Origin of the sequence: Candidatus Aquiluna sp. IMCC13023 (assembly GCF_000257665.1) — a bacterium.
In the GTDB taxonomy this organism is placed as follows: domain Bacteria; phylum Actinomycetota; class Actinomycetes; order Actinomycetales; family Microbacteriaceae; genus Aquiluna.
In genome coordinates this window covers 65,850-84,774 of record NZ_AJKR01000001.1, presented here as the reverse complement: position 1 = coordinate 84,774, position 18,925 = coordinate 65,850, and the positions used below count along the sequence as shown (strand labels likewise).

At 52.0% G+C, this 18,925-nt stretch carries 18 protein-coding genes, 1 tRNA gene and 1 other RNA gene; 5 read left to right on the top strand and 15 right to left on the bottom strand.

Annotated elements, in window-relative coordinates:
- The first annotated feature begins 334 nt into the window (after positions 1-334).
- Complete coding sequence (acs, locus tag IMCC13023_RS00415) at positions 335-2,308, top strand: acetate--CoA ligase (protein ID WP_007540085.1); 1,974 nt, start codon at positions 335-337, stop codon at positions 2,306-2,308.
- Positions 2,309-2,746 (top strand): GNAT family N-acetyltransferase, encoded by a 438-nt coding sequence (locus IMCC13023_RS00410; RefSeq protein WP_007540083.1) that lies wholly within the window; start codon positions 2,309-2,311, stop codon positions 2,744-2,746.
- On the opposite strand, the gene IMCC13023_RS00405 is transcribed toward IMCC13023_RS00410, so the two are convergent.
- Positions 2,743-3,204, bottom strand: coding sequence for a RidA family protein (locus tag IMCC13023_RS00405; protein ID WP_007540081.1), 462 nt, complete (start codon positions 3,202-3,204; stop codon positions 2,743-2,745). The two genes, IMCC13023_RS00410 and IMCC13023_RS00405, sit on opposite strands and share 4 nt — an antisense overlap.
- Positions 3,201-3,356: a Sp36 family protein gene (sp36, locus tag IMCC13023_RS07340; protein WP_007540079.1), complete on the bottom strand. Its 156-nt coding sequence runs from the start codon at positions 3,354-3,356 to the stop codon at positions 3,201-3,203. Before sp36 ends, IMCC13023_RS00405 begins: the two co-directional genes overlap by 4 nt.
- 42 nt (positions 3,357-3,398) lie before the next feature.
- Here sp36 and IMCC13023_RS00400 point away from each other — a divergent pair, with 42 nt between their 5' ends.
- The gene (locus tag IMCC13023_RS00400) at positions 3,399-5,948 is read left to right on the top strand and encodes a transglycosylase domain-containing protein (RefSeq protein ID WP_007540077.1); all 2,550 of its coding nucleotides are present in this window, start codon (positions 3,399-3,401) and stop codon (positions 5,946-5,948) included.
- A complete protein-coding gene (locus tag IMCC13023_RS00395; RefSeq protein ID WP_007540075.1) occupies positions 5,939-6,769 on the top strand; it encodes a metallophosphoesterase in 831 nt (276 codons plus the stop codon). The genes IMCC13023_RS00400 and IMCC13023_RS00395 overlap by 10 nt, the downstream gene beginning before the upstream one ends.
- 7 nt (positions 6,770-6,776) lie before the next feature.
- Here the strand turns inward: IMCC13023_RS00395 and IMCC13023_RS00390 are convergent, their stop codons facing one another.
- The 6 genes from IMCC13023_RS00390 to ffs all read right to left on the bottom strand — a co-directional run bounded on the left by IMCC13023_RS00390 (position 6,777) and on the right by ffs (position 12,242).
- Positions 6,777-7,844, bottom strand: coding sequence for an aspartate-semialdehyde dehydrogenase (locus tag IMCC13023_RS00390; protein WP_007540073.1), 1,068 nt, complete (start codon positions 7,842-7,844; stop codon positions 6,777-6,779).
- Between the two features lie 3 nt (positions 7,845-7,847).
- Positions 7,848-9,116 (bottom strand): aspartate kinase, encoded by a 1,269-nt coding sequence (locus IMCC13023_RS00385; protein ID WP_040324702.1) that lies wholly within the window; start codon positions 9,114-9,116, stop codon positions 7,848-7,850.
- A 51-nt stretch (positions 9,117-9,167) separates the two neighbouring features.
- The gene (gene recR / locus IMCC13023_RS00380; protein ID WP_007540069.1) at positions 9,168-9,764 is read right to left on the bottom strand and encodes a recombination mediator RecR; all 597 of its coding nucleotides are present in this window, start codon (positions 9,762-9,764) and stop codon (positions 9,168-9,170) included.
- Positions 9,764-11,563, bottom strand: coding sequence for a DNA polymerase III subunit gamma and tau (locus tag IMCC13023_RS00375; RefSeq protein ID WP_050816687.1), 1,800 nt, complete (start codon positions 11,561-11,563; stop codon positions 9,764-9,766). Before IMCC13023_RS00375 ends, recR begins: the two co-directional genes overlap by 1 nt.
- Positions 11,564-11,625: 62 nt before the next feature.
- Positions 11,626-12,075: a DUF2231 domain-containing protein gene (locus tag IMCC13023_RS00370; RefSeq protein ID WP_007540065.1), complete on the bottom strand. Its 450-nt coding sequence runs from the start codon at positions 12,073-12,075 to the stop codon at positions 11,626-11,628.
- A 70-nt stretch (positions 12,076-12,145) separates the two neighbouring features.
- An RNA gene (gene ffs, locus IMCC13023_RS07120) (signal recognition particle sRNA small type) lies at positions 12,146-12,242 on the bottom strand.
- A 66-nt stretch (positions 12,243-12,308) separates the two neighbouring features.
- Here ffs and IMCC13023_RS00365 point away from each other — a divergent pair.
- Positions 12,309-12,396, top strand: a tRNA-Ser gene (locus IMCC13023_RS00365).
- A 36-nt stretch (positions 12,397-12,432) separates the two neighbouring features.
- Here IMCC13023_RS00365 and IMCC13023_RS00360 read toward each other — a convergent pair.
- From IMCC13023_RS00360 to IMCC13023_RS00330, 7 genes are all read right to left on the bottom strand, one after another.
- Positions 12,433-12,912 carry a DUF427 domain-containing protein gene (locus IMCC13023_RS00360; protein ID WP_007540062.1) on the bottom strand — a complete coding sequence of 160 codons (480 nt, stop codon included), beginning with the start codon at positions 12,910-12,912 and terminating at the stop codon, positions 12,433-12,435.
- 195 nt (positions 12,913-13,107) lie between these two features.
- Positions 13,108-13,671 carry a TetR/AcrR family transcriptional regulator gene (locus IMCC13023_RS00355; protein WP_007540058.1) on the bottom strand — a complete coding sequence of 188 codons (564 nt, stop codon included), beginning with the start codon at positions 13,669-13,671 and terminating at the stop codon, positions 13,108-13,110.
- Between the two features lie 44 nt (positions 13,672-13,715).
- The gene (hemL, locus tag IMCC13023_RS00350) at positions 13,716-15,008 is read right to left on the bottom strand and encodes a glutamate-1-semialdehyde 2,1-aminomutase (RefSeq protein WP_007540056.1); all 1,293 of its coding nucleotides are present in this window, start codon (positions 15,006-15,008) and stop codon (positions 13,716-13,718) included.
- Positions 15,005-15,979, bottom strand: a complete 975-nt coding sequence (gene hemB / locus IMCC13023_RS00345; protein ID WP_007540054.1) for a porphobilinogen synthase — start codon at positions 15,977-15,979, stop codon at positions 15,005-15,007. Before hemB ends, hemL begins: the two co-directional genes overlap by 4 nt.
- Positions 15,979-16,725, bottom strand: a complete 747-nt coding sequence (locus IMCC13023_RS00340; RefSeq protein ID WP_007540052.1) for a uroporphyrinogen-III synthase — start codon at positions 16,723-16,725, stop codon at positions 15,979-15,981. Before IMCC13023_RS00340 ends, hemB begins: the two co-directional genes overlap by 1 nt.
- A complete protein-coding gene (gene hemC, locus IMCC13023_RS00335; protein ID WP_007540049.1) occupies positions 16,722-17,648 on the bottom strand; it encodes a hydroxymethylbilane synthase in 927 nt (308 codons plus the stop codon). The genes IMCC13023_RS00340 and hemC overlap by 4 nt, the downstream gene beginning before the upstream one ends.
- Positions 17,641-18,894: a glutamyl-tRNA reductase gene (locus IMCC13023_RS00330; RefSeq protein ID WP_007540046.1), complete on the bottom strand. Its 1,254-nt coding sequence runs from the start codon at positions 18,892-18,894 to the stop codon at positions 17,641-17,643. Before IMCC13023_RS00330 ends, hemC begins: the two co-directional genes overlap by 8 nt.
- Positions 18,895-18,925 lie beyond the last annotated feature (31 nt).

The window sequence follows — 18,925 nt, the reverse complement described above, 5'->3', positions numbered from 1 at the left end:
TCGTGGGCCGGAAGCTTCGTGTCAAAAAAGACGAAGCTGGGGAAAATTAGGGTGGCAGCAGGTTTGGGGAAACCTGCTGCCGGCGATGCCGACATGGGGGATGTGGCATCGCGACTGACTAATCAGCTCTTTAATCTTATAGAAGATTTTGTAGATTTGTCCCCCATTTCGGGACAATGGGCAAAATACGAATATTTTTTGTCTGTAAGTACATTTAGATCGCTTTAGGTATCGACATGGCCGATAACGAAAAGCGCTAGCGTGATAGCCGAAACAGCAACGAAAACCGATAATAAGATTAGGTACCAAACTAGAAACCACCTGGAGGGCAAAGTTGTCTGAACAGCACGAAATAGAGTCCCTGCTGACCGATACTGACTCATTTGCGCCTTCTAAGGAATTCGCTAAAGCCGCAATAGCTAAGCCTGGGATCTACGACCAAGCCAAGGTAGACCGTTTGGAGTTCTGGGCTGAGAAAGCCAGGGAGCTGCACTGGCACAAGCCTTTCACTGAGACCCTTGATTTTACTAACGCACCGTTTGCAAAATGGTTTGCCGACGGCGAGCTAAATGTCAGCTACAACTGCCTTGACCGTCACGTTGAAGCCGGCTGGGGCAAGCGAGTGGCGCTATTTTTTGAAGGAGAACCGGGCGACACTCAGGTTTATACCTATTTAGACTTGCTCAAGGCTGTAAAAAAAGCAGCGAACGTCCTAATAAGAATGGGCGTTGAGCCAGGTGACCGGGTGGCTATCTACATGCCGATGATTCCGGAAGCGATAATCGCTATGCAGGCAGTCGCCAGAATCGGGGCTGTGCACTCGGTTGTCTTCGGTGGCTTTAGCGCCGACTCACTGGCCTCCAGGATTCAAGATGCCGGTGCCAAGGTCGTCATCACGGCAGACGGTGGTTATCGAAAAGGCAAAGCCAGCGCTCTGAAGCCGGCTGTTGATCAGGCACTCAAAGATGGAAACTGCCCGAGCGTCGAACACGTGCTGGTGGTCAAACGAACCGGCCAAGAAGTCGACTGGGATTCGGCCCGCGATGTTTGGTGGGAAGAGCAAATGCAGAGCGTTGACAATGAGCATGTTGCCAAGGGATTCAACGCCGAGCACCCGCTGTTTATTCTCTACACTTCCGGAACTACCGGAACGCCCAAGGGGATTCTGCACACAACCGGTGGCTATCTGACTCAATCAAGCTTCACCCACAAAAACGTCTTTGATCTCCACGAGGGTCAGGATGTTTATTGGTGCACGGCCGATGTCGGCTGGATAACCGGCCACTCATATGTTGTCTACGGGCCACTTGCCAACGGTGCGACGCAAGTAATTTACGAGGGCACACCAGATACCCCAGACTGGGGCCGCTGGTGGGACATCATTCAGAAGTACCATGTCAGCATCTTCTACACCGCTCCTACTGCAATTCGAAGCTTTATGAAGCTGGGTGACTCGGTAGTGAGCCACTACGACCTGAGCTCGATAAGGGTTCTTGGTTCGGTTGGTGAACCGATAAACCCGGCGGCTTGGCTTTGGTATCGAAAGGCGATTGGTTATGACCGAGCCCCGATTGTCGATACCTGGTGGCAAACCGAAACCGGAGCCATTATGGTTTCTCCGCTACCTGGGATTACCAAAACCAAGCCCGGTAGTGCGCAAGTGCCACTTCCAGGAATCGAGATTGCGGTGATCAATGAGGACGGCGAAAAACTTGGTCCCGGTCACGCAGGTTACCTGGCGATCACTGAGCCTTGGCCCTCGATGCTGCGTGGCATATGGGGCGATCCGGAACGATTTAAGGAAACTTATTGGTCCAGATTTCCAGGAGTTTATTTTGCCGGCGACGGCGCAAAACTTGATGATGATGGTGACCTTTGGCTACTTGGCCGCGTGGACGATGTTATGAACGTCTCCGGCCACCGACTCAGCACGACAGAGATTGAGTCGGCCCTGGTGTCTCACCCATATGTGGCAGAAGCTGCTGTGGTGGGCGCTGCCGATGACACCACCGGTCAGGCAATTGTCGCGTTTGTGATTCTGATGCAAGAAGAACTGAACAAACTAGGTAGCGAAGCCGACACCTCAAAGATTCTGCGCGATCACGTTGCAAGTCAGATAGGCCCGATTGCAAAGCCCAGGTCAATCTTTGTGGTGAGCGAACTACCTAAAACTCGTTCCGGAAAGATCATGCGTAGGCTTCTAAAAGATGTTGCCGAGGATCGACCTATAGGCGATGTAACCACACTTGCGGACACTTCGGTTATGGACACCATCGGCCGAAAGCTCGACTCTGGTGCCAACGACTAAATGATTAGACAAGCAGTTCCCGCTGATTTAGAGGCACTGCTCTGGCTATTGACTAACTTCTCTGAAGAGGCAGGTACTAACTTCGGTCGCGAGCACTTGCTTGCTGGACTTGAGCCATTGCTAAGTAACCAGGGTCTGGGACTTGTGTTTGTAGCCGAATTAGACATCGTGCTAGTCGGTTACGCGGTCATCGGCTGGGGTTGGGGAATTGAATCCGGTGGCAAAGAGGCACTGATTGATGAGGTTTTTGTCCTGAAGAACCACCGCAACCAAGGAATCGGCGCAAAAATGCTGTCCGAGGTGATGACTCAACTAGGAAGACACAACACCAAGGCTGTGTTTCTCGAGACTGAAGCCCAAAACCCTAATTCTAGAAAGCTTTACCAACACCTTGGCTTTGAAACCGAAGACTCGGTTTGGATGCGAAAAGCCCTCTAGGAAAACTCCACAATCAGCTCGATTTCAACTGGCGCGTCAAGAGGTAGCACCGACACACCAACTGCACTTCTGGCGTGTTGACCCGCGTCTCCAAAAATCTGCTGCAAAAATTCACTTGCGCCATTGATGACCGCAGGCTGACTGGTGAATTCCGGAACCGATGACACAAAACCAACGATCTTGACTATCTGCTTTACTCGATCTAGATCCCCAATAACAGACTTAACAGCTGCAAGGGCATTTAATGCGCAGCGCTGAGCAATCTCTGCTCCGTACTCGACCGTTATCTCCGCGCCAAGCTTGCCGGTGGCCATGAGCTTGCCCTCAACTAGCGGTATTTGCCCAGCGGTAAACACTAGGTTTCCCGAGATCATCGCTGGCAGATACGAGCCGGCAGGAGTTGCAACCTGAGGCAGAGTAAGACCCAGCTCGCTGAGTCTTTGTTCGACCTTGCTCATTCGGCAACAGCTTTCTTGAAGAACGCTATGAGTCCGCCCTGCGGGCCGTTAGTGACCTGAACTAGTTCCCAACCCTGGTTACCCCAGGTGTTTAGAATTTGAGTTTCCTTGTGTATCAATAGCGGCGTTGTTATGTACTCCCACTTGGTCATTTCACAGCTCCATTTCAGCCTATTGCGAGTATCCTAGAGCCTATGTCTGGCAGCTCTAAATCCTCCACGTTCGTAAGCCTTCTAAAATTCGGCCTACTGAGCGTTGTCGCCGGCCTATTGTCGGTGGCGCTGCTGGCGCCGGCGGTCGCAGTGGCCGGAGTGGTTACGACCACTTCGATTGGAATGTTTGAAGGAATACCTTCTTATATCAAGCCCGTGAACTCCTCGCAGTCCTCTGCGATTTACGCGCTTCGAGACGGAAAACCAGAGCAGATTGCGACCTTCTTCCACGAAAACCGAGTCGAGGTTCCTTTCGAGAACATCTCCGAAAACCTCGTGAACGCAGTTGTAGCAACTGAGGACCCTAGGTTTTACGAGCACGGCGGAGTGGACATCATTTCTTTGATCCGTGCGACGCTTACAAACCTTGCCACTTTCGGTGACGGACCAGGTGCCTCGACGATCACAATGCAGTATGTCCGGCAGTCAATGGTTGAAGCAGCAAGCATCTCGAATGACACGGGAGCCATTCAGGCCGCTACCGAAGTCAGCGTTGCCAGAAAACTTAGAGAAATTAGACTCGCCATCGCTTTGGAGCAGGAAGTTACCAAAAAAGAGATTCTTGCCGGCTATCTGAACTTGGTGTTCTTGGGTAACCAAATAAACGGTGTCGAGACTGCCTCCCAGTACTACTTTGGAACCTCAGCTAGCAAGCTGACCGTTCCGCAAGCAGCCTACTTGGCTGGAATGCTCAAGTCTCCGAATGATTACAAGCCCGATGAGGCCGCAAATCACGAGCGCGGCTTGAGCCGAAGAAACTACGTCATTCAAAACATGGCTAGTGAGGGCTACATAACTCAGGAACAGGCTGACGCCTACAAAAAATCTCCAATCCAGACCAAAATTACTAAGAACAAGCAGGGCTGCGAAGAGAACCAAGTAACCGCTTTCTTCTGCGACTACACCGTCTGGACCATAAGAAACTCTCCGGAATTTGGAGTTGCGCCTGAGGACCGGGAAATGCTACTTCGACGCGGTGGGCTGGAGATCTTCACCACAATCGACTTAGACATTCAGCAGGCAGCCTGGGATGCGGTAATGACAAACCTGCCTCCTGAAAACGAGTGGGGCTTTGGCACCGCATCGGTATCAGTTGAAGTTGGCACCGGCCGAATAGTTGCAATGGCTCAGAACCGCTACTTTGATCAGAGCGATAACCCGGTTGAGGGTGGCACCAGCGTGAACTTCAACAGCGATAAGCCATACGGTGGATCTTCTGGCTTCCAGCCCGGCTCCACATACAAGGTTTTCACTTTGGCCGAATGGCTAAAAAATGGTTACACCCTCGGTGACCACGTTGACGGCCGAATCTTTACCGGAGAGGATGTCGACCTTGATGGGGAAGCCGACGAAGTTAAGATTTGGGATGTTTCCAACGATTTCCAAGCTAGTTGTGGCGGTGTGGTTGGACTCTGGGAGGTAAACAACTCCGGAGATCAAACCATCGATGACATAAGTGTTCAGCAGGCAGTTGTAACCTCACAGAACACTGCCTTTGCAGCAATGGCATCTCAATTAGACCTCTGCGCAATCAGAGACACAGCCAAGGATTTTGGTGTCCACAGAGCAGATGGCGATGAGCTTTTGTATGTCCCATCCGCAATCCTGGGAACCAACGAAATTGCACCACTGACCATGGCCGCCGCCTACGCCGGAATCGCAAACGCTGGTGTCTACTGCTCCCCTATTGCAATTGACAGAGTGCTTGTGAGACTCACCAACGAGGAACTCACCGTTCCACAGAGTTTGTGTAACCAGTCGGTGTCTCCTGAAGTTTCAGCAGCGATGATTTACGCCATGAAGGGCGTTGTTTCCGGAGGAACCGGTTCGGCTGCAAATACCAATGACGGAACACCTTTGGCCGGCAAGACCGGTACCACAGACGACCGTATACACACCTGGATGGCAGGTTTCTCTTCTGAGGTGGCAACCGCAACTTGGGTTGGAAACGTAGTTGGACTCACCCCTCAAACTGGCAAGTCTGTAAACAATAGAGCAGTTTCAACCATTCGTCATGCCGTCTGGAAAGATGTGATGCTCGAGGTAAATAAGCACTACGAAGAAGTCCAGTTCCCAACTGCAAACCCCAGGTATGTCGATGCCACCATGCTGAGCGTTCCGGAAATAACTGGGCTTAGCGTCGATAGCGCGAAGGTTCAGTTAATCACCAGCGATTTGAACATCAAATTTGTCGAAACCCCAGTGGCCTCGGCCCAACAGGTAGGCACCGTTGCCTACACTTTCCCCGCCGCAGGAGAGTCAGTGCCTAGGGGATCCATTATTGAAGTCTTTATTTCATCCGGTGGTCAGCTAATAATGCCTGATGTTTCGGGCCTAGAGCTTCAGGCCGCATACACCACGCTTGAAGTGATGGGCTTCTTTCCAACCCCACCTCAGCCAAGTCAATACTGGATGCTAAATCTTTGTGATCCGAATCTTCCAGAAGGTTCGGCTCACTCGACCATTCCTGCCGCCGGCGAATCAGTGATCGTCGCATCCGCAGTGATTGTGCAGCCCAACGCATGTGGATAACTGGGAACTCTGGCCCGTTTAAGATTCATGAAATAGAGATCGCTAGCTCGGCCGGCAAGGGCTTACGCATTCTTCACATTTCAGACTTGCACTTTGCCCCGGGACAAACCGCCAAGGCTGACTTCATTGCGAAACTAGCTGAACTGGAGCCGGATTTTGTTATCAACACCGGTGATAACTTGGGACACAAAGATGCCATCAACCCGGCCTTGTTAGCCCTGGAACCCCTCAGACAGTTTCCGGGGGTTTTTGTAAACGGAAGCAATGACTACCGGGCACCGAAACCAAGGAACCCACTTCGTTACTTCATGGGGCCCTCAAAAAACTCAACACCCGGGGTTCGACTAGATACTAAAAGATTTGAAGACGAGCTCATTGGCTCCGGATGGCTAAATCTCAACAACAAAGCAGGTCAATTAGAAATCAACAGCACTCGCATTGGTTTTCTTGGGCTCAATGACGCCCACGAAGGTCTTGAGGATTTCGCTGGCCTACCAAAGCAAACCGCCTCACTAAAAGAGGTGGACATCACAATCGGAGTGGCTCACGCCCCATACTTGGAGGTCATAGACGCCTTCTTGGAGCAGCGCGTTGAAATCATGTTTGCCGGCCACACTCACGGCGGTCAGCTGTGCTTGCCGGGGCAAAAAGCATTGATTACCAACTGTGATTTGCCTACGAAGTACGCAAGTGGATTGTCGGCTTGGTCAGATGACAACCATCAAGCAATGTTGCATGTGTCAAATGGGATCGGCTGCTCTATCTACGCGCCTCTTAGGATCTTTTGCCCACCAAGTGCAACGCTTATTACACTCAGCTAGTTTTCTACTAAGCCAGTTCTTGAGCTACAAGCTCCGCTATTTCGTAGGTGTTTAGGGCAGCGCCTTTTCTAAGATTGTCCCCCACCACAAAAAGATCAATTGTGTTTGGGAAATCTTCAGACTGGCGGATCCGACCAACAAAGGTCGGGTCCTGTCCGGCAACATGTTGCGGGGTTGGGTATAGATCATTTTCTGGATCATCCATCACAACGACGCTTGGCTGCTTGGAAAGTAGATCTCTAACCTCATCGGCAGAAACCGAAGAGGCGAAAGTCGCATGGACGGCCAAGGAGTGACCAACCTGGACTGGGACTCGAACGCAAGTTGCAGCAACCTTGAGGCCAGGAATGCCAAGAATCTTGCGTGACTCATTTCTGACCTTTAGCTCCTCGGAGGTGTGTCCGCCATCTTTGAAGCCGCCGGCTGCAGGAATGACGTTCAAAGCAATCGGATGCGGCCAGGGCGAATCGGCCTGGTGCACTGATTGAGCCTCCAGGGTCTTTGAAACGCTGTCAGAACTAAGTCCGGCTTCCGGGTTCGTGGCTGCAGCCTTGATTTCGTTGGCGAGGCGGTCAATGCCAGGCGTGCCGGCTCCAGAAACAGCCTGGTAACTAGAGACGACTAGCTCTCTCAGTTCCCACTTGTGATGCAGGGCGCCAAGCGCTGCCATCATTGTCAATGTGGTGCAGTTTGGGTTTGCGATAATGCCGATGGGCCTTGATTTAGCCATGTGAGGGTTTACTTCAGGAACCACCAAAGGAACCTCAGGGTTCATGCGGAAGGCAGCTGAGTTGTCAACCGCAACAACTCCCTTGGCAGCCGCGATTGGTGCCCAAATTTCCGATACCTCGTCTGGAACATCAAACAATGCGATATCCATGCCATCAAAGGCCTCTTCGGAAAGCTCCACAACTGTCAGTGGCTGACCGTGAACAATGATCTGCTTTCCGGCACTCCTAGCAGATGCAATAAGCCTTATTTCACCCCAAATGTTTGTCCGTGCATTGATGATTTCAATCATTACGGTGCCAACGGCACCGGTTGCTCCAACAAGGGCAAGATTTGGCTTAGACATTATTTACCTACCGGTTCCGGAGTAGATGATTGCGGTATCGGCGGCGTCCAGCTCGAAAGCGGAGTGAACGATTCTGGTGGCTTCTTTTAGCTGGTCGGCGCGAGTTACAACTGAGATTCTGATTTCCGAGGTGGAGATCATCTCGATGTTGATTCCGGCTTTTGCTAACGCTCCAAAAAGCCTTGCCGATACTCCGGATGAGGTCTTCATTCCAGCGCCAACGACCGATAGCTTTCCGATTTCGTCATCGTAGGTAATGTTCTCGAAGCCGACCTCTTCTTGGCGGTCCTTGAGGGCCTGAACCACCTTGTGTCGATCGGAGTGAGGCAGCGTCATTGAAATGTCGCTGCGCTTATCTTCATCGGTCGAGACGTTCTGCACGATCATGTCGATGTTCGCACCGGCTTCGGACACTATCTGAAACACTTCCGCTGCCTTACCCGGTCGGTCGGGCAGTCCAACGACGGTCACCTTTGATTGAGTGTCATCAGTTGCAACACCTGAAACGATTGGCTCTTCCATGTCATCTCCTGCACTAGCTGTGTAAACGAGGGTTCCGGGGTCAGTACTAAACGAGGACCTAACGCGGATTGGGACCTTGTGGCGGCGTGCGAATTCAACCGCACGGATGTAAAGGATTTTAGCTCCGGAGGATGAAAGTTCCAGCATCGATTCGATGTCTATCTGAGCTAACTTATGAGCCCGAGGAACAACTCTTGGGTCAGCGGTATAAATGCCATCCACATCTGAGTAGATCTCACAGACATCTGCCTTAAGAGCTGCTGCCAATGCCACGGCAGTGGTGTCGGACCCGCCCCTACCTAAGGTTGTGGTGTCACCATTTTCAAAACTAAAGCCCTGAAAACCGGCAACAATGGCGACCTCACCCTTTGCCAAAGACTCTTGGATGCGAATTGGTTCTAGTTTCCAGATTCTCGCTGATCCGTGAGCCGAATCAGTGGAAATACCGGCCTGGTAGCCGGTGAAAGACTTTGCCTGACCACCCTGCTCTTTTATAGCCATTGCCAGTAGCGACATGGATATGCGCTCACCGGCGGTTAGTAATACGTCCATCTCACGACCACCTGCGGGCGAGGAAGAAACTGAATTTGCAAGATCGATTAGGTCATCGGTGGTGTCGCCCATGGCAGAAACCACAACGCAAACCTGGTTTCCCTCGGCTTGAGTCTGTAAAACGCGCGCAGCAATATGTTTGATCTTCTCAGCGTCTTGGACGGAAGATCCTCCATATTTCTGCACAATAACTGCCAATTTAGGCTCCTGGATTTGGGGAATCATGCCCTCATTGGCATCTTGCCAATTCTAGTTGACTCTTTTGCGCCCCTCAAAGGCGCGACCCAAAGTCATGTCATCTGCATATTCCAAATCGCCGCCGACTGGCAAGCCGGAGGCGAGTTTGGAAACGGTGATTTCCATTGATCCCAAGAGCCTAATCAGGTAGGTGGCGGTCGCCTCACCCTCCAGATTTGGATTGGTCGCAAGGATAACTTCTGTAATTTCCGGGTCGCTTAGGCGCTTTAGCAAATCCTTGATTCTCAGCTGGTCTGGGCCAATTCCAATAATTGGAGAAATTGCTCCTCCAAGGACGTGGTACTTACCCCTGAACTCTCTTGTTCGTTCGATGGAGTTGATGTCCTTGGAATCCTCCACAACGCAAATGGAAGTTAGCTCTCGCTTTGGGTCTAAACAAATAGAGCACTGCTCGGTTTCTGAAACGTTTCCGCAGGTAATGCAAAAACGAACTTTTTCCTTGGCCTCTCGAAGCACATCCGCAAGCTCAAGGGCAACTTCGCTGTCGGTTTCAATCAGGTGAAAGGCTATGCGTTGGGCAGACTTGGGTCCCACACCTGGAAGCCGACCAAGCTGATCAATTAGTTCTTGAATCACTCCGTCATACATTAGTTAGGCTCACCCTTTATCGGCTTGGCTCCAAGCACCTCTCTGAGGACAAACTCTCCTGCTTGCTCGGCTTCTGGTTCAGAAGCCTGAATAACTTCAACTGGGGCGTCTTGTGCTTCGATCTCTTCTTCGGTCGTGAACTCTTCGGGTGCCGTTGGTTCAACCGTATTTTTTGTCTCGGGCTTCACCGGCGCCTCGGCAACCTTGGCCCGATATTTGACAACAACGCCCAATTGCTCGCGAATAACTTGGCGCAGTACTTCAGATGCTCCCTGCGAACTCTTGAAGGCATCAACATCGTTCTGGCTTTGAAACAACAGGGTTAGAACTTCGTCTTTGAAATCGATCACTTTGGTGGTGAATGCAACAGCCCAAGCAGACCGGGATTGCTTTGCCAATGTTTCTAGAATCATCGGCCAAGCTGACTTGACGGTTGCCGTGGTGATGTCTTGAGCAGGCACAACCGGCTGCTTTGGAGCAGTAATAATGGACTTTGCCTCAGGCTCCGGGCTCTGTTCTACTGCTGGAGCTACTGACTTTGCAGCCTCTGGTTTGGCTTCCTTTTTGTCCGGGGTAGCTGGAGTGGCTGGTGCGGAAGTTGTGGTCTTGGCTGGCGTGACCTGAGTCTTTACTGGCGCAGCTACCGGAGCAGCAACTGCCGCAACTGGCTCCTGGTGAATTGAAGCGATGGATCGCTGGCTAACTGGCGCTAGCACTCTTGCGCAAAGAAGTTCGAGCTGCAACCTTGGGTTTGAGGCCGCACTGGTGTCTGAGAGCGCCTTAGAAGTGGCTTCCGCAGCTGCGGTCAAATCAGAAAGACCGAATCTGTTCGCTTGAATCGTAAGAATGTCGAACTGCTCGGGCCCAATACCTCGCAAGATGGCCTTAGCATCGTTTCCAAGAGAGCTGACAAGCATTAGATCTCTGATGCGCTCAAGCAGGTCCTCAAGGAATCTTCTTGCGTCTTGGCCGGACTGGATTACCTTGTCAACCGCACTAAAAGCTTTGGCCGCATCAATCTCAGCAAAGGCGTCTATAACCTCGCTCATAAGTTCATCGTGGGTGAAGCCCAACAGGTTTACCGCGCGCTGATAGGCAACCTCTTTGGTGTCGCTGCCAGCGATCAGCTGGTCAAGCAGGGACAAAGCGTCTCGAACACTGCCGCCCGACGCCCGAACCACAAGCGGCATTACACCAGCCTCAGCGCTGAAACCCTCGGCTGTCAAAACGGTTCCTAGATATTCCAGTAGCTCGCCCGGAGGCACCAACCGGAAGGGGTAGTGGTGAGTTCTGGACCGAATGGTTCCAATAACTTTCTCAGGCTCTGTGGTTGCGAAAATAAACTTCACGTGCTCTGGTGGCTCTTCAACAATCTTTAGCAGGGCATTGAAGCCCTGCGGGGTAACCATGTGAGCCTCGTCAAGAATGAAAATCTTGTAGCGGTCACGCGCCGGAGCAAAAATGGCCCGCTCTCGAAGGTCTCTTGCATCATCAACACCGTTGTGGCTGGCCGCATCAATTTCTACTACGTCTAAAGAACCAGGTCCACCTCGTGAAAGCTCGATGCAGCTATCGCACTTACCGCAAGGAGTGTCGGTGGGACCCTCTTTGCAGTTCAGGCACCTGGCTAAAATTCTGGCGCTTGTTGTCTTTCCACAGCCTCTTGGGCCGGAGAACAAATAAGCATGATTCACCCTGTCCGCCCTCAAGGCGGAGCGCAACGGATCGGTCACCTGAGACTGGCCAATTAGCTCGGCAAAACTCTCTGGTCGATAGCGTCTATATAGGGCTGTGGTCACGCGCCAAGCCTAACCGAGCCAGCAGACAAGCAAGGACAATTCCACAGCCTTGCGGGCATTTGCTAGCCGAGGACCGAGGACCAGGTCGCTGCAGCGCCAGAGTGGCCAATAAGGACAATCATTACTATCGAGGCAATCGCAACTGAGATGCCGATAAAACTAAGTGCGTAGACAATCGGCTTTGCTAGATCTCTCTTTACGGCAAGCCAGTACGCAAATGCGACCACAAACATGCCAATCGAAAGCGCCATCATCGAATCGCCCAGCTCAGCGTGCACGCCGGGGCTGCCAACGACCTCCTGGAATGCCTTGCCCGACTGGGAAGCAACATAGACAGCTGGGAGTGAAACCCCCAGCCCGACGAGCGAGCTAACTAGAAACTTGCCTCTAAATTTTGGCCAGCAAACTGCGACTATAAAAACAATCGCGCTAAGCGGCAGAAGCACCACTGCAAAGTGCACGGCTAGCGGGTGGAGCGGCAAGTCCCCAAATCGCAAAAACAGTTCATCCATTACTCGAAAATCCTTGGCTCATTGAAGCGGTACGCAGCCAAAAAAAAGCACTGCAAGCCTGCGGTTGATAAAAAAGGACCCCCCGTGCACCCATCAGAGCTCAGTTACCCTTGCTATCTTTCGATCCTGGGGGATTTAGCCAAGGTGACGCCACACGAGGAGTCGTTCTCAATTCTAAACCCAGAAACAGCCAATTTCCAGACCACATAAAATGCAGCTAGAATCGGGGTTCTGGAGAATTCGCCTAGTGGCCTATGGCGCACGCTTGGAAAGCGTGTTGGGTGCAAGCCCTCAGGGGTTCGAATCCCCTATTCTCCGCCAGTTACTTGCTTGATTTAGAGACTAAGTAAGAGTGTCCTACCAGCCCCAGGTTCCGGGAGCACCCTTGAAGGGGCCAACGATTTTGCTGGTTATCCAGCCACCATAAAAGTCGCCCTCTTGAGCCTGAACCACTTCTTCACCAACTGTGCAGCGATCGACCCTGCTGGCGTATAGAGCTACCCTGCCTGAGAGCGATTCAAAACCCTTGGTTGGATTTTCGAAGGTCCACGCGGCCCTTGGGATGCGTTTGTTGCCAACAACAAGGTCGAAGTAGCTGGCGGCTCCCTTGAACTCGCAATAGGTCTGCCCCTCCACAGGCACCAACACCCCGGTAGCAAAGTCGGCAATCGGTATGTAGTAGGTGGGAGGGTGTGAAGTCTCTAACACCCTTACCGACTGGTTTGTTGAAACCAGTTCCTTGCCTCGGTGAGTGACGGTTATGTGCTCTGACACAGGCTCGACTCTTGGAGGCCTGGGATAGTCCCAGACCGACTCTTGCTCATTCTTTGCGCTCATGACTACATGCCAACCGTAATCGTTGACGCGAAATTTCCAGAGTAAAAAAGGCGAAAAGCTTCGCTACGCACCTAATCTCTACCCGTTCATGCAAATGAAGCTAGGGACTTGGAATAAAAACCAAAGGCGGTCAGTATCTCGCGAAGACAAGGGCACTGTTTTGGAAGGCTTTAGGGTAACTAAATCTGAAACCAGCTAGCTAATTTCCGACTGAATTCCGGCCATTACAAATTTCTCAACCGCCCTGGCTTCGGCGGCAAAATTGCCGTCGTCGTCAATTCTCTTGGCGGCTGAGGCAATTGAACCAAAAATCATGCCTGACAAGGTACTTGGCTCATCAACCCCTAGGTCCTTCAGAGAAGTGATCAGACTTATCATGAAGTAACCGTGCATTGCCTTGAGCATGCCGCGTTGGTCAGCAGGAAGGTTCTCGATAGAGATCTGCCTCACCACTCGGTGCTCCGCGCTGGCCAGGTGAGCAAGGGAGTAGTGAATCCAAACCCGGACCCGTTCGAGAGGATCTTCGATTTCTGAAATCAAACGATCTATCTCGTTGCTCAGGTCAGCCATTTCATTGATCAACAGCTCACCCAAGACGTGATCTCGAGAGGCAAAGTACTGATAGATGGCGGGTCGAGACAGACCGGTTCTTTTTCCCAGCGTTGCCATCGTTACGGACTCCACGCCATTGGCTGTAATGAGTTCAGCGGCTGCGCCAAGTATCGCCTCTAGGCGTGCATCAAGGGTTTGAGATCTCATCTGCCTTAATTGTACGTAGTTTTTTTCTCGGCTCCTGAGAGTTCTCAGGTAATCTTTGCCGCATATTCAGCTGCGGAGAGAACCTGGTCGACGTCCGCATCAGTGATGGCAGCAGAAACAAACCAGGCCTCGAAAGCAGACGGTGGTACCGATACGCCTTTTTCTAAAAGACCGTGGAAGAACCTTGCAAAGCGGGCGGTGTCTTGAAGCTTGGCCTCTGCGTAATTGGTCACCCTACCTGGTGCAAAAAAGAAAGAAAATAGATTTCCCGCTGTTTGATAACTGTGCTCTAGTCCGGCACCAGAGAGAGCCTGACTTATGCCCTCCCCTATTTGTGCTGCCCTTAGATTTAGGGTTTCGTAAACCGCTAGAGTGCAGTTTTCCAAGGTCGCAAGACCAGATGCGGTTGCAACCGGATTTCCACTCAAAGTTCCAGCCTGATAAACGCTTCCGACTGGTGCAAGGAGCTGCATCACCTCTTTTTTACCCGCGATTGCCGCGAGCGGGAAGCCCCCACCGATGACCTTGCCAAAGGTAAATAAGTCCGGTTCCCAGCCTTCTGGTTTTCCGAATGCCTGCCACCAACCACCGGCAGAAATTCTAAAACCGGTCATTACCTCGTCAAGAATTAGAAGCGCGCCGTGACTCTTGGTCAAATCAGCCAACAGTCTGTTGAAGCCTGGCTCTGGAGGAACTGCGCCCATGTTAGCCGCGGCAGCTTCAGTGATGATGGCGGCGACCTCATGGCCCCGGGTTGCAAATAGCTCTCGGAGCGCTGCTTCGTCGTTGTAGGGCAAAACTAGAGTGTCCTTTGTCGCACCAACAGTCACGCCTGGGGAGTTAGGAAGTCCAAGAGTGGCAATTCCAGATCCCGCCTCCACCAAAAGTGCATCGCTGTGACCGTGGTAGCAACCTGCAAATTTCACAATCAAATCGCGCCCGGTAGCCGCTCTTGCCAGTCGAACAGCGGTCATCACGGCCTCGGTGCCGGAGGATACGAACCTAACCTGCTCGGCAGGCATAACGCGGGCGATGATTTCCTCCGCCAGCAAAACCTCGTTAGGCCCAGGGGCTCCAAACGAGAAGGAATCTCTTGAGGTTTTTACCACAGCCTCCACGACTGCCGGGTGCGCATGACCCAAAATCATGGGACCCCAGGAGCCAACCAGGTCAACGTACTGGTTTCCGTCGATGTCAAAGACCTTTGAACCACTGCCGCGCACAAAATACCTCGGATGCGACCCAACGGACTGAAAAGCCCGAACCGGACTGCTCACGCCGCCCGGAATTGAGAGCTTTGCTCTCTCGTGCCAACTGTTTGAACCTGTGGTGATCATTTCTTCTCTCCTAGCCAAGTGGCTGCCTCAATTGCAAAATAGCTACAGATAATGGTCGCGCCCGCTCGCCTGATGGAGTGAAGGCTTTCCAAAATCGCGTGTTTTCTATCTAGATGCCCGAGGCTCGCGGCAGCCTCGATCATGGAATACTCTCCTGAAACCTGATAGGCCGCCACCGGAACATCGCTAATCTCAACAGCGGCTCGCACCACATCTAGATAGCTCATGGCCGGTTTAACCATGACTATGTCCGCTCCCTGTTCAAGATCCAGCTGAATCTCACGCTGCGCCTCAACGACGTTTCGCCAATCCTGCTGGTATGTCTTTCTGTCAGTTTCAAGTTTTGACTCAACTGCATTCCTAAAAGGACCATAGAAACTAGAGGCGTACTTAGCCGCATAGGCAAGAATGCCGACGTTTATAAAACCTGCCTCATCAAGCGCTTCCCTTATGGCCTGAACCTGGCCATCCATCATGCCGCTTGTGCCCAAAAGGTCAGCACCGGCATCAGCAAGAACTAGGGCCATCTCCTGGTAGTGCTTCAGGGTTTCGTCGTTATCAACCTCGCCCTTTTCATCCAAAACCCCACAGTGGCCATGGTCAGTAAATTCATCTAGGCAGAGGTCTGCAACCAGCACCAGTTTGTCTCCGACGTGCGCTCGCGCACTTCGGATGGCTCTTGAAAGCACACCTTCGCTATTGCAAGCTTCGGATCCTGTCTCATCCCTTTTTTCTGGAACGGCAAAAACCATAACTGATTTGATCCCGACAGCAAGTGCTCGATCGAGCTCCTGGAGAAAGGTCTCTTGAGAGTGCTGGTGAACTGAATACATACCTTCGATTGGCTTTGGCTGAACTAGCCCTTCACGCAAAAAAAGTGGAAGCATAAGATTCTCCGGACTAAGCCGCACCTCGGCGACCAGCTCCCGCATTGCAGCGCTGGAACGCAACCTTCTGGGACGCTTTAGCATTAGTTTCTCCTGTCCAAAAAATATGCAGAAACTGCCTTGGCGATCGCCTCGGGGCTGGGATCAGCCGAGATCAAATCGGGCTTCACACCCAGAGACTGAACGGCTTTGGCTGTGGTGTTACCGCCGCAGATGATGCTCAATCGGGGGCTTGGGTTCATGGACAAAAACGTTCTCGCGGCACTTGGCGATCTCAACAAAACCGCATCAAAAACGCCAGCGGCAATTTGGCCAACAGAATTGGGAGAAGTGACGACAGGGTTGGTTTGATAAACAACTTCCGAGATGACATCAAATCCAAGTCCTGACAGCGAATTATCCAGGGTCTGCATCGCGATTGAGCCGGCCGGAATCACGACGGGTATTGGGTTGCCTCCAGAAAGCGTCTCAGCCAAAGAGGCAGAATCAAACCGATCTGCAACCGCAACTTCATTGGCACCCAGTGCGAAAAGCTGCCTCCTGGTCTGCTGTCCGATGGCGGCAAATTGAATTGACTCCGATTCAAAAACCACTTTCTCAAGCTCACCCGGATCCAAAAGATTTTGCCAATACTGCAGGCCGTTTGAGGAGGTTAAGATGAGCCACTTTTCGTTCTTAGACCTCAACGCGTCTAGCATTTTTTGGGCACCCAAAACATTGTTCACCTGAGAAATCGCAAGATACGGATCAATCCCGGTTTCTATTCCAAATTCTGCGAGCGCCGCCGCGTCGGCCTCGTTACGATTTGGCCTAATCAGCAAAATCTTCACTTGAGTGCCGCCCGATCCGCAATTTCGCTATTGAGCATTTCGGCCGCGACACTTAGACCCATCTCCTCAGCCTGCTCAAGGTTGTGGAGATCAGATTCAATTGACCTTGAAACCCTTATGGCTTGGCCAGTTGACTCAATTGCTAGTTCCGCAATCAGGATTAGCTCACCGTTTTCAAAACGCGCGCTAGCCCCAATGGGGGTTGCGCAAGAAGCGCCGAGACCGCGCAGGACCGACCGCTCAGCTGTGGTTACCAGCAGATCCGATGCGTTATTGATTGCACCTAATACCGCAGCTAATTCTTTGTCCTGAGTCCTAAGTTCGATTGCCAGTGCACCTTGACCAGGAGCAGGAATCATTACCTCCGTTGAAAAGATCTCGCTGACCTCCGCTGATCTACCAATGCGGTTGAGTCCTGCCAGAGCCAAAATGGTGGCGTCATAATCACCCTCTCGCACCTTGGCGATTCTGGTGTCTACATTGCCTCGAATTGATACCAACTCCAGGTCTGGTCGCAGTTGCCTCAGAGTCGCAGCCCTTCTAGGCGAAGAGGTTCCAACCCTGGCGCCGCTTTTCAGCTCTGAGAGTTGCAGGTTTCCCTTTGACACCAAGACGTCTCTGACATCTTCGCGCTTCGGGACTGCAGCCAAACTGATTCCCGGCTCCAGTTTTGCCGGTAGATCCTTCATCGAGTGAACAACGAAATCCACCTCACGGTCGTGAAGTGCATTACGCAGTGCCGAAACAAAAACTCCGGGTGTTTTAGATTCCGAGAGCGGTGTGGTTGTGAGGTCGCCCTCGGTGGTGATCAACACCTCTTCAATAGAAAGCCCGGGGAAGTGGAGCTGCAGCTGAGACACAACCCACCTGGTTTGAGTTAGGGCAAGCAGACTGGACCTAGTACCAATGCGAAATTTAGCCATTTTCACCGATTTCTATGTCAAACAGCACCCTGATGGCGTTGACATATTCCGCTTGATTTCCCGTCCCAGCTAAATTCCTCGCGTTAAGACTTGGTGTGTGCAAAATCGAATCCTTCACTCTGGAGAGTGATTTTCGAATCTCAGTCACTGTTTGAGGGTCAAGTCTGTGCTTTACAGAATCAATCTCTTGATCAACCCTCAGTCCGATGTGGTCTCGGAGCGCAGTGATCATTGGGCCCATGCTTTTGGCGCGTTGCTCTAGCTCAAATTCCTCAGACGCCGCCTTCACAATTTCACGAGCAATGTCAATCGAGATTGAATGCTCCTCCGGGGTGAGTTCTTTTAGGCGTTCCAGATCCAACACGAAGCAACCCGCCAATTCGTGGACGGCGGGTGCTACATCTTTGGAAAGAGCGACATCAACGATGACCAAATCATGCTCTCCGTTTCTTAGCTCAAGAGCCTTTGACACCAAGGCCTCGTTTAGAAGGTGGCCCATCGAGCCACTTGCACTGATGACGATATCTGCCCGGGACAGCTCTGCCACTAGGTCTTGATTAGTGACGGCCCTGACTGAATGAGTCTCGGCAAACATTTCCGCACGTCCCGAGCCCGAGTAAACAGCTATGTCACCTGCCTCGGTTTTTTTGAAGAAGGCTGTCACCACTCGTGCATAGGCACCGGTGCCGATGATGAGCACCTGCTTTGGTCCACCCTGAGGCATCATCGGCTCAGAGAGTTTTAGGGCCGTTGTAATAACGGACTTGCCGGAAGAGCCAATTCCAGTGGTCTGGCTAACCTTCTTTGAGACCCGAAGCGCAGTTTGAAATAGCTGTTGAACAGATGGGGCTAAGGGACCACTTAGTTGAGCGCGGGAGAGTGCCCTGCGAACCTGTCCGGTGACCTCACTCTCGCCGACTATCATCGAGTCCAGTCCAGAGGTGACGCTAAAAAGATGCTGTGCAACTTTGTCGCCGGAGAGAATTTGAAGAGACTGAGAGACAGAATCCCTGTTTTCATTCGTCTCTTCTGCAATGGCGTCAACGACAGTATCTAAACTGCGGTGAAAATCATCGGTTTCGAAATAAAGCTCAAAGCGGTTGCAGGTGGCCAAAGAAACATGTGAGTCAATCAGGCTTGACTCGTCGTCAAGCCTGGCTCTTATAGCCGAGCTGGCAGCCTCAAGCCTCTCAAGCCAGCTCAGTTCGCTATCTCTAAAGTTTGAACCAATAAATACAAGTCCCACAACTCAAAAGGTATCAACCGACCTCCTGACA

Coding starts and splice junctions, on each gene's coding strand:
- sp36 (WP_007540079.1), bottom strand. CDS start 3,356: ATGACCAAGTGGGAGTACATAACAACGCCGCTATTGATACACAAGGAA.
- IMCC13023_RS00360 (WP_007540062.1), bottom strand. CDS start 12,912: ATGAGCGCAAAGAATGAGCAAGAGTCGGTCTGGGACTATCCCAGGCCT.
- IMCC13023_RS00405 (WP_007540081.1), bottom strand. CDS start 3,204: ATGAGCAAGGTCGAACAAAGACTCAGCGAGCTGGGTCTTACTCTGCCT.
- recR (WP_007540069.1), bottom strand. CDS start 9,764: ATGTATGACGGAGTGATTCAAGAACTAATTGATCAGCTTGGTCGGCTT.
- hemC (WP_007540049.1), bottom strand. CDS start 17,648: ATGGCTAAATTTCGCATTGGTACTAGGTCCAGTCTGCTTGCCCTAACT.
- hemB (WP_007540054.1), bottom strand. CDS start 15,979: ATGCTAAAGCGTCCCAGAAGGTTGCGTTCCAGCGCTGCAATGCGGGAG.
- IMCC13023_RS00370 (WP_007540065.1), bottom strand. CDS start 12,075: ATGGATGAACTGTTTTTGCGATTTGGGGACTTGCCGCTCCACCCGCTA.
- IMCC13023_RS00400 (WP_007540077.1), top strand. CDS start 3,399: ATGTCTGGCAGCTCTAAATCCTCCACGTTCGTAAGCCTTCTAAAATTC.
- IMCC13023_RS00410 (WP_007540083.1), top strand. CDS start 2,309: ATGATTAGACAAGCAGTTCCCGCTGATTTAGAGGCACTGCTCTGGCTA.
- IMCC13023_RS00390 (WP_007540073.1), bottom strand. CDS start 7,844: ATGTCTAAGCCAAATCTTGCCCTTGTTGGAGCAACCGGTGCCGTTGGC.
- hemL (WP_007540056.1), bottom strand. CDS start 15,008: ATGATCACCACAGGTTCAAACAGTTGGCACGAGAGAGCAAAGCTCTCA.
- IMCC13023_RS00355 (WP_007540058.1), bottom strand. CDS start 13,671: ATGAGATCTCAAACCCTTGATGCACGCCTAGAGGCGATACTTGGCGCA.
- IMCC13023_RS00395 (WP_007540075.1), top strand. CDS start 5,939: ATGTGGATAACTGGGAACTCTGGCCCGTTTAAGATTCATGAAATAGAG.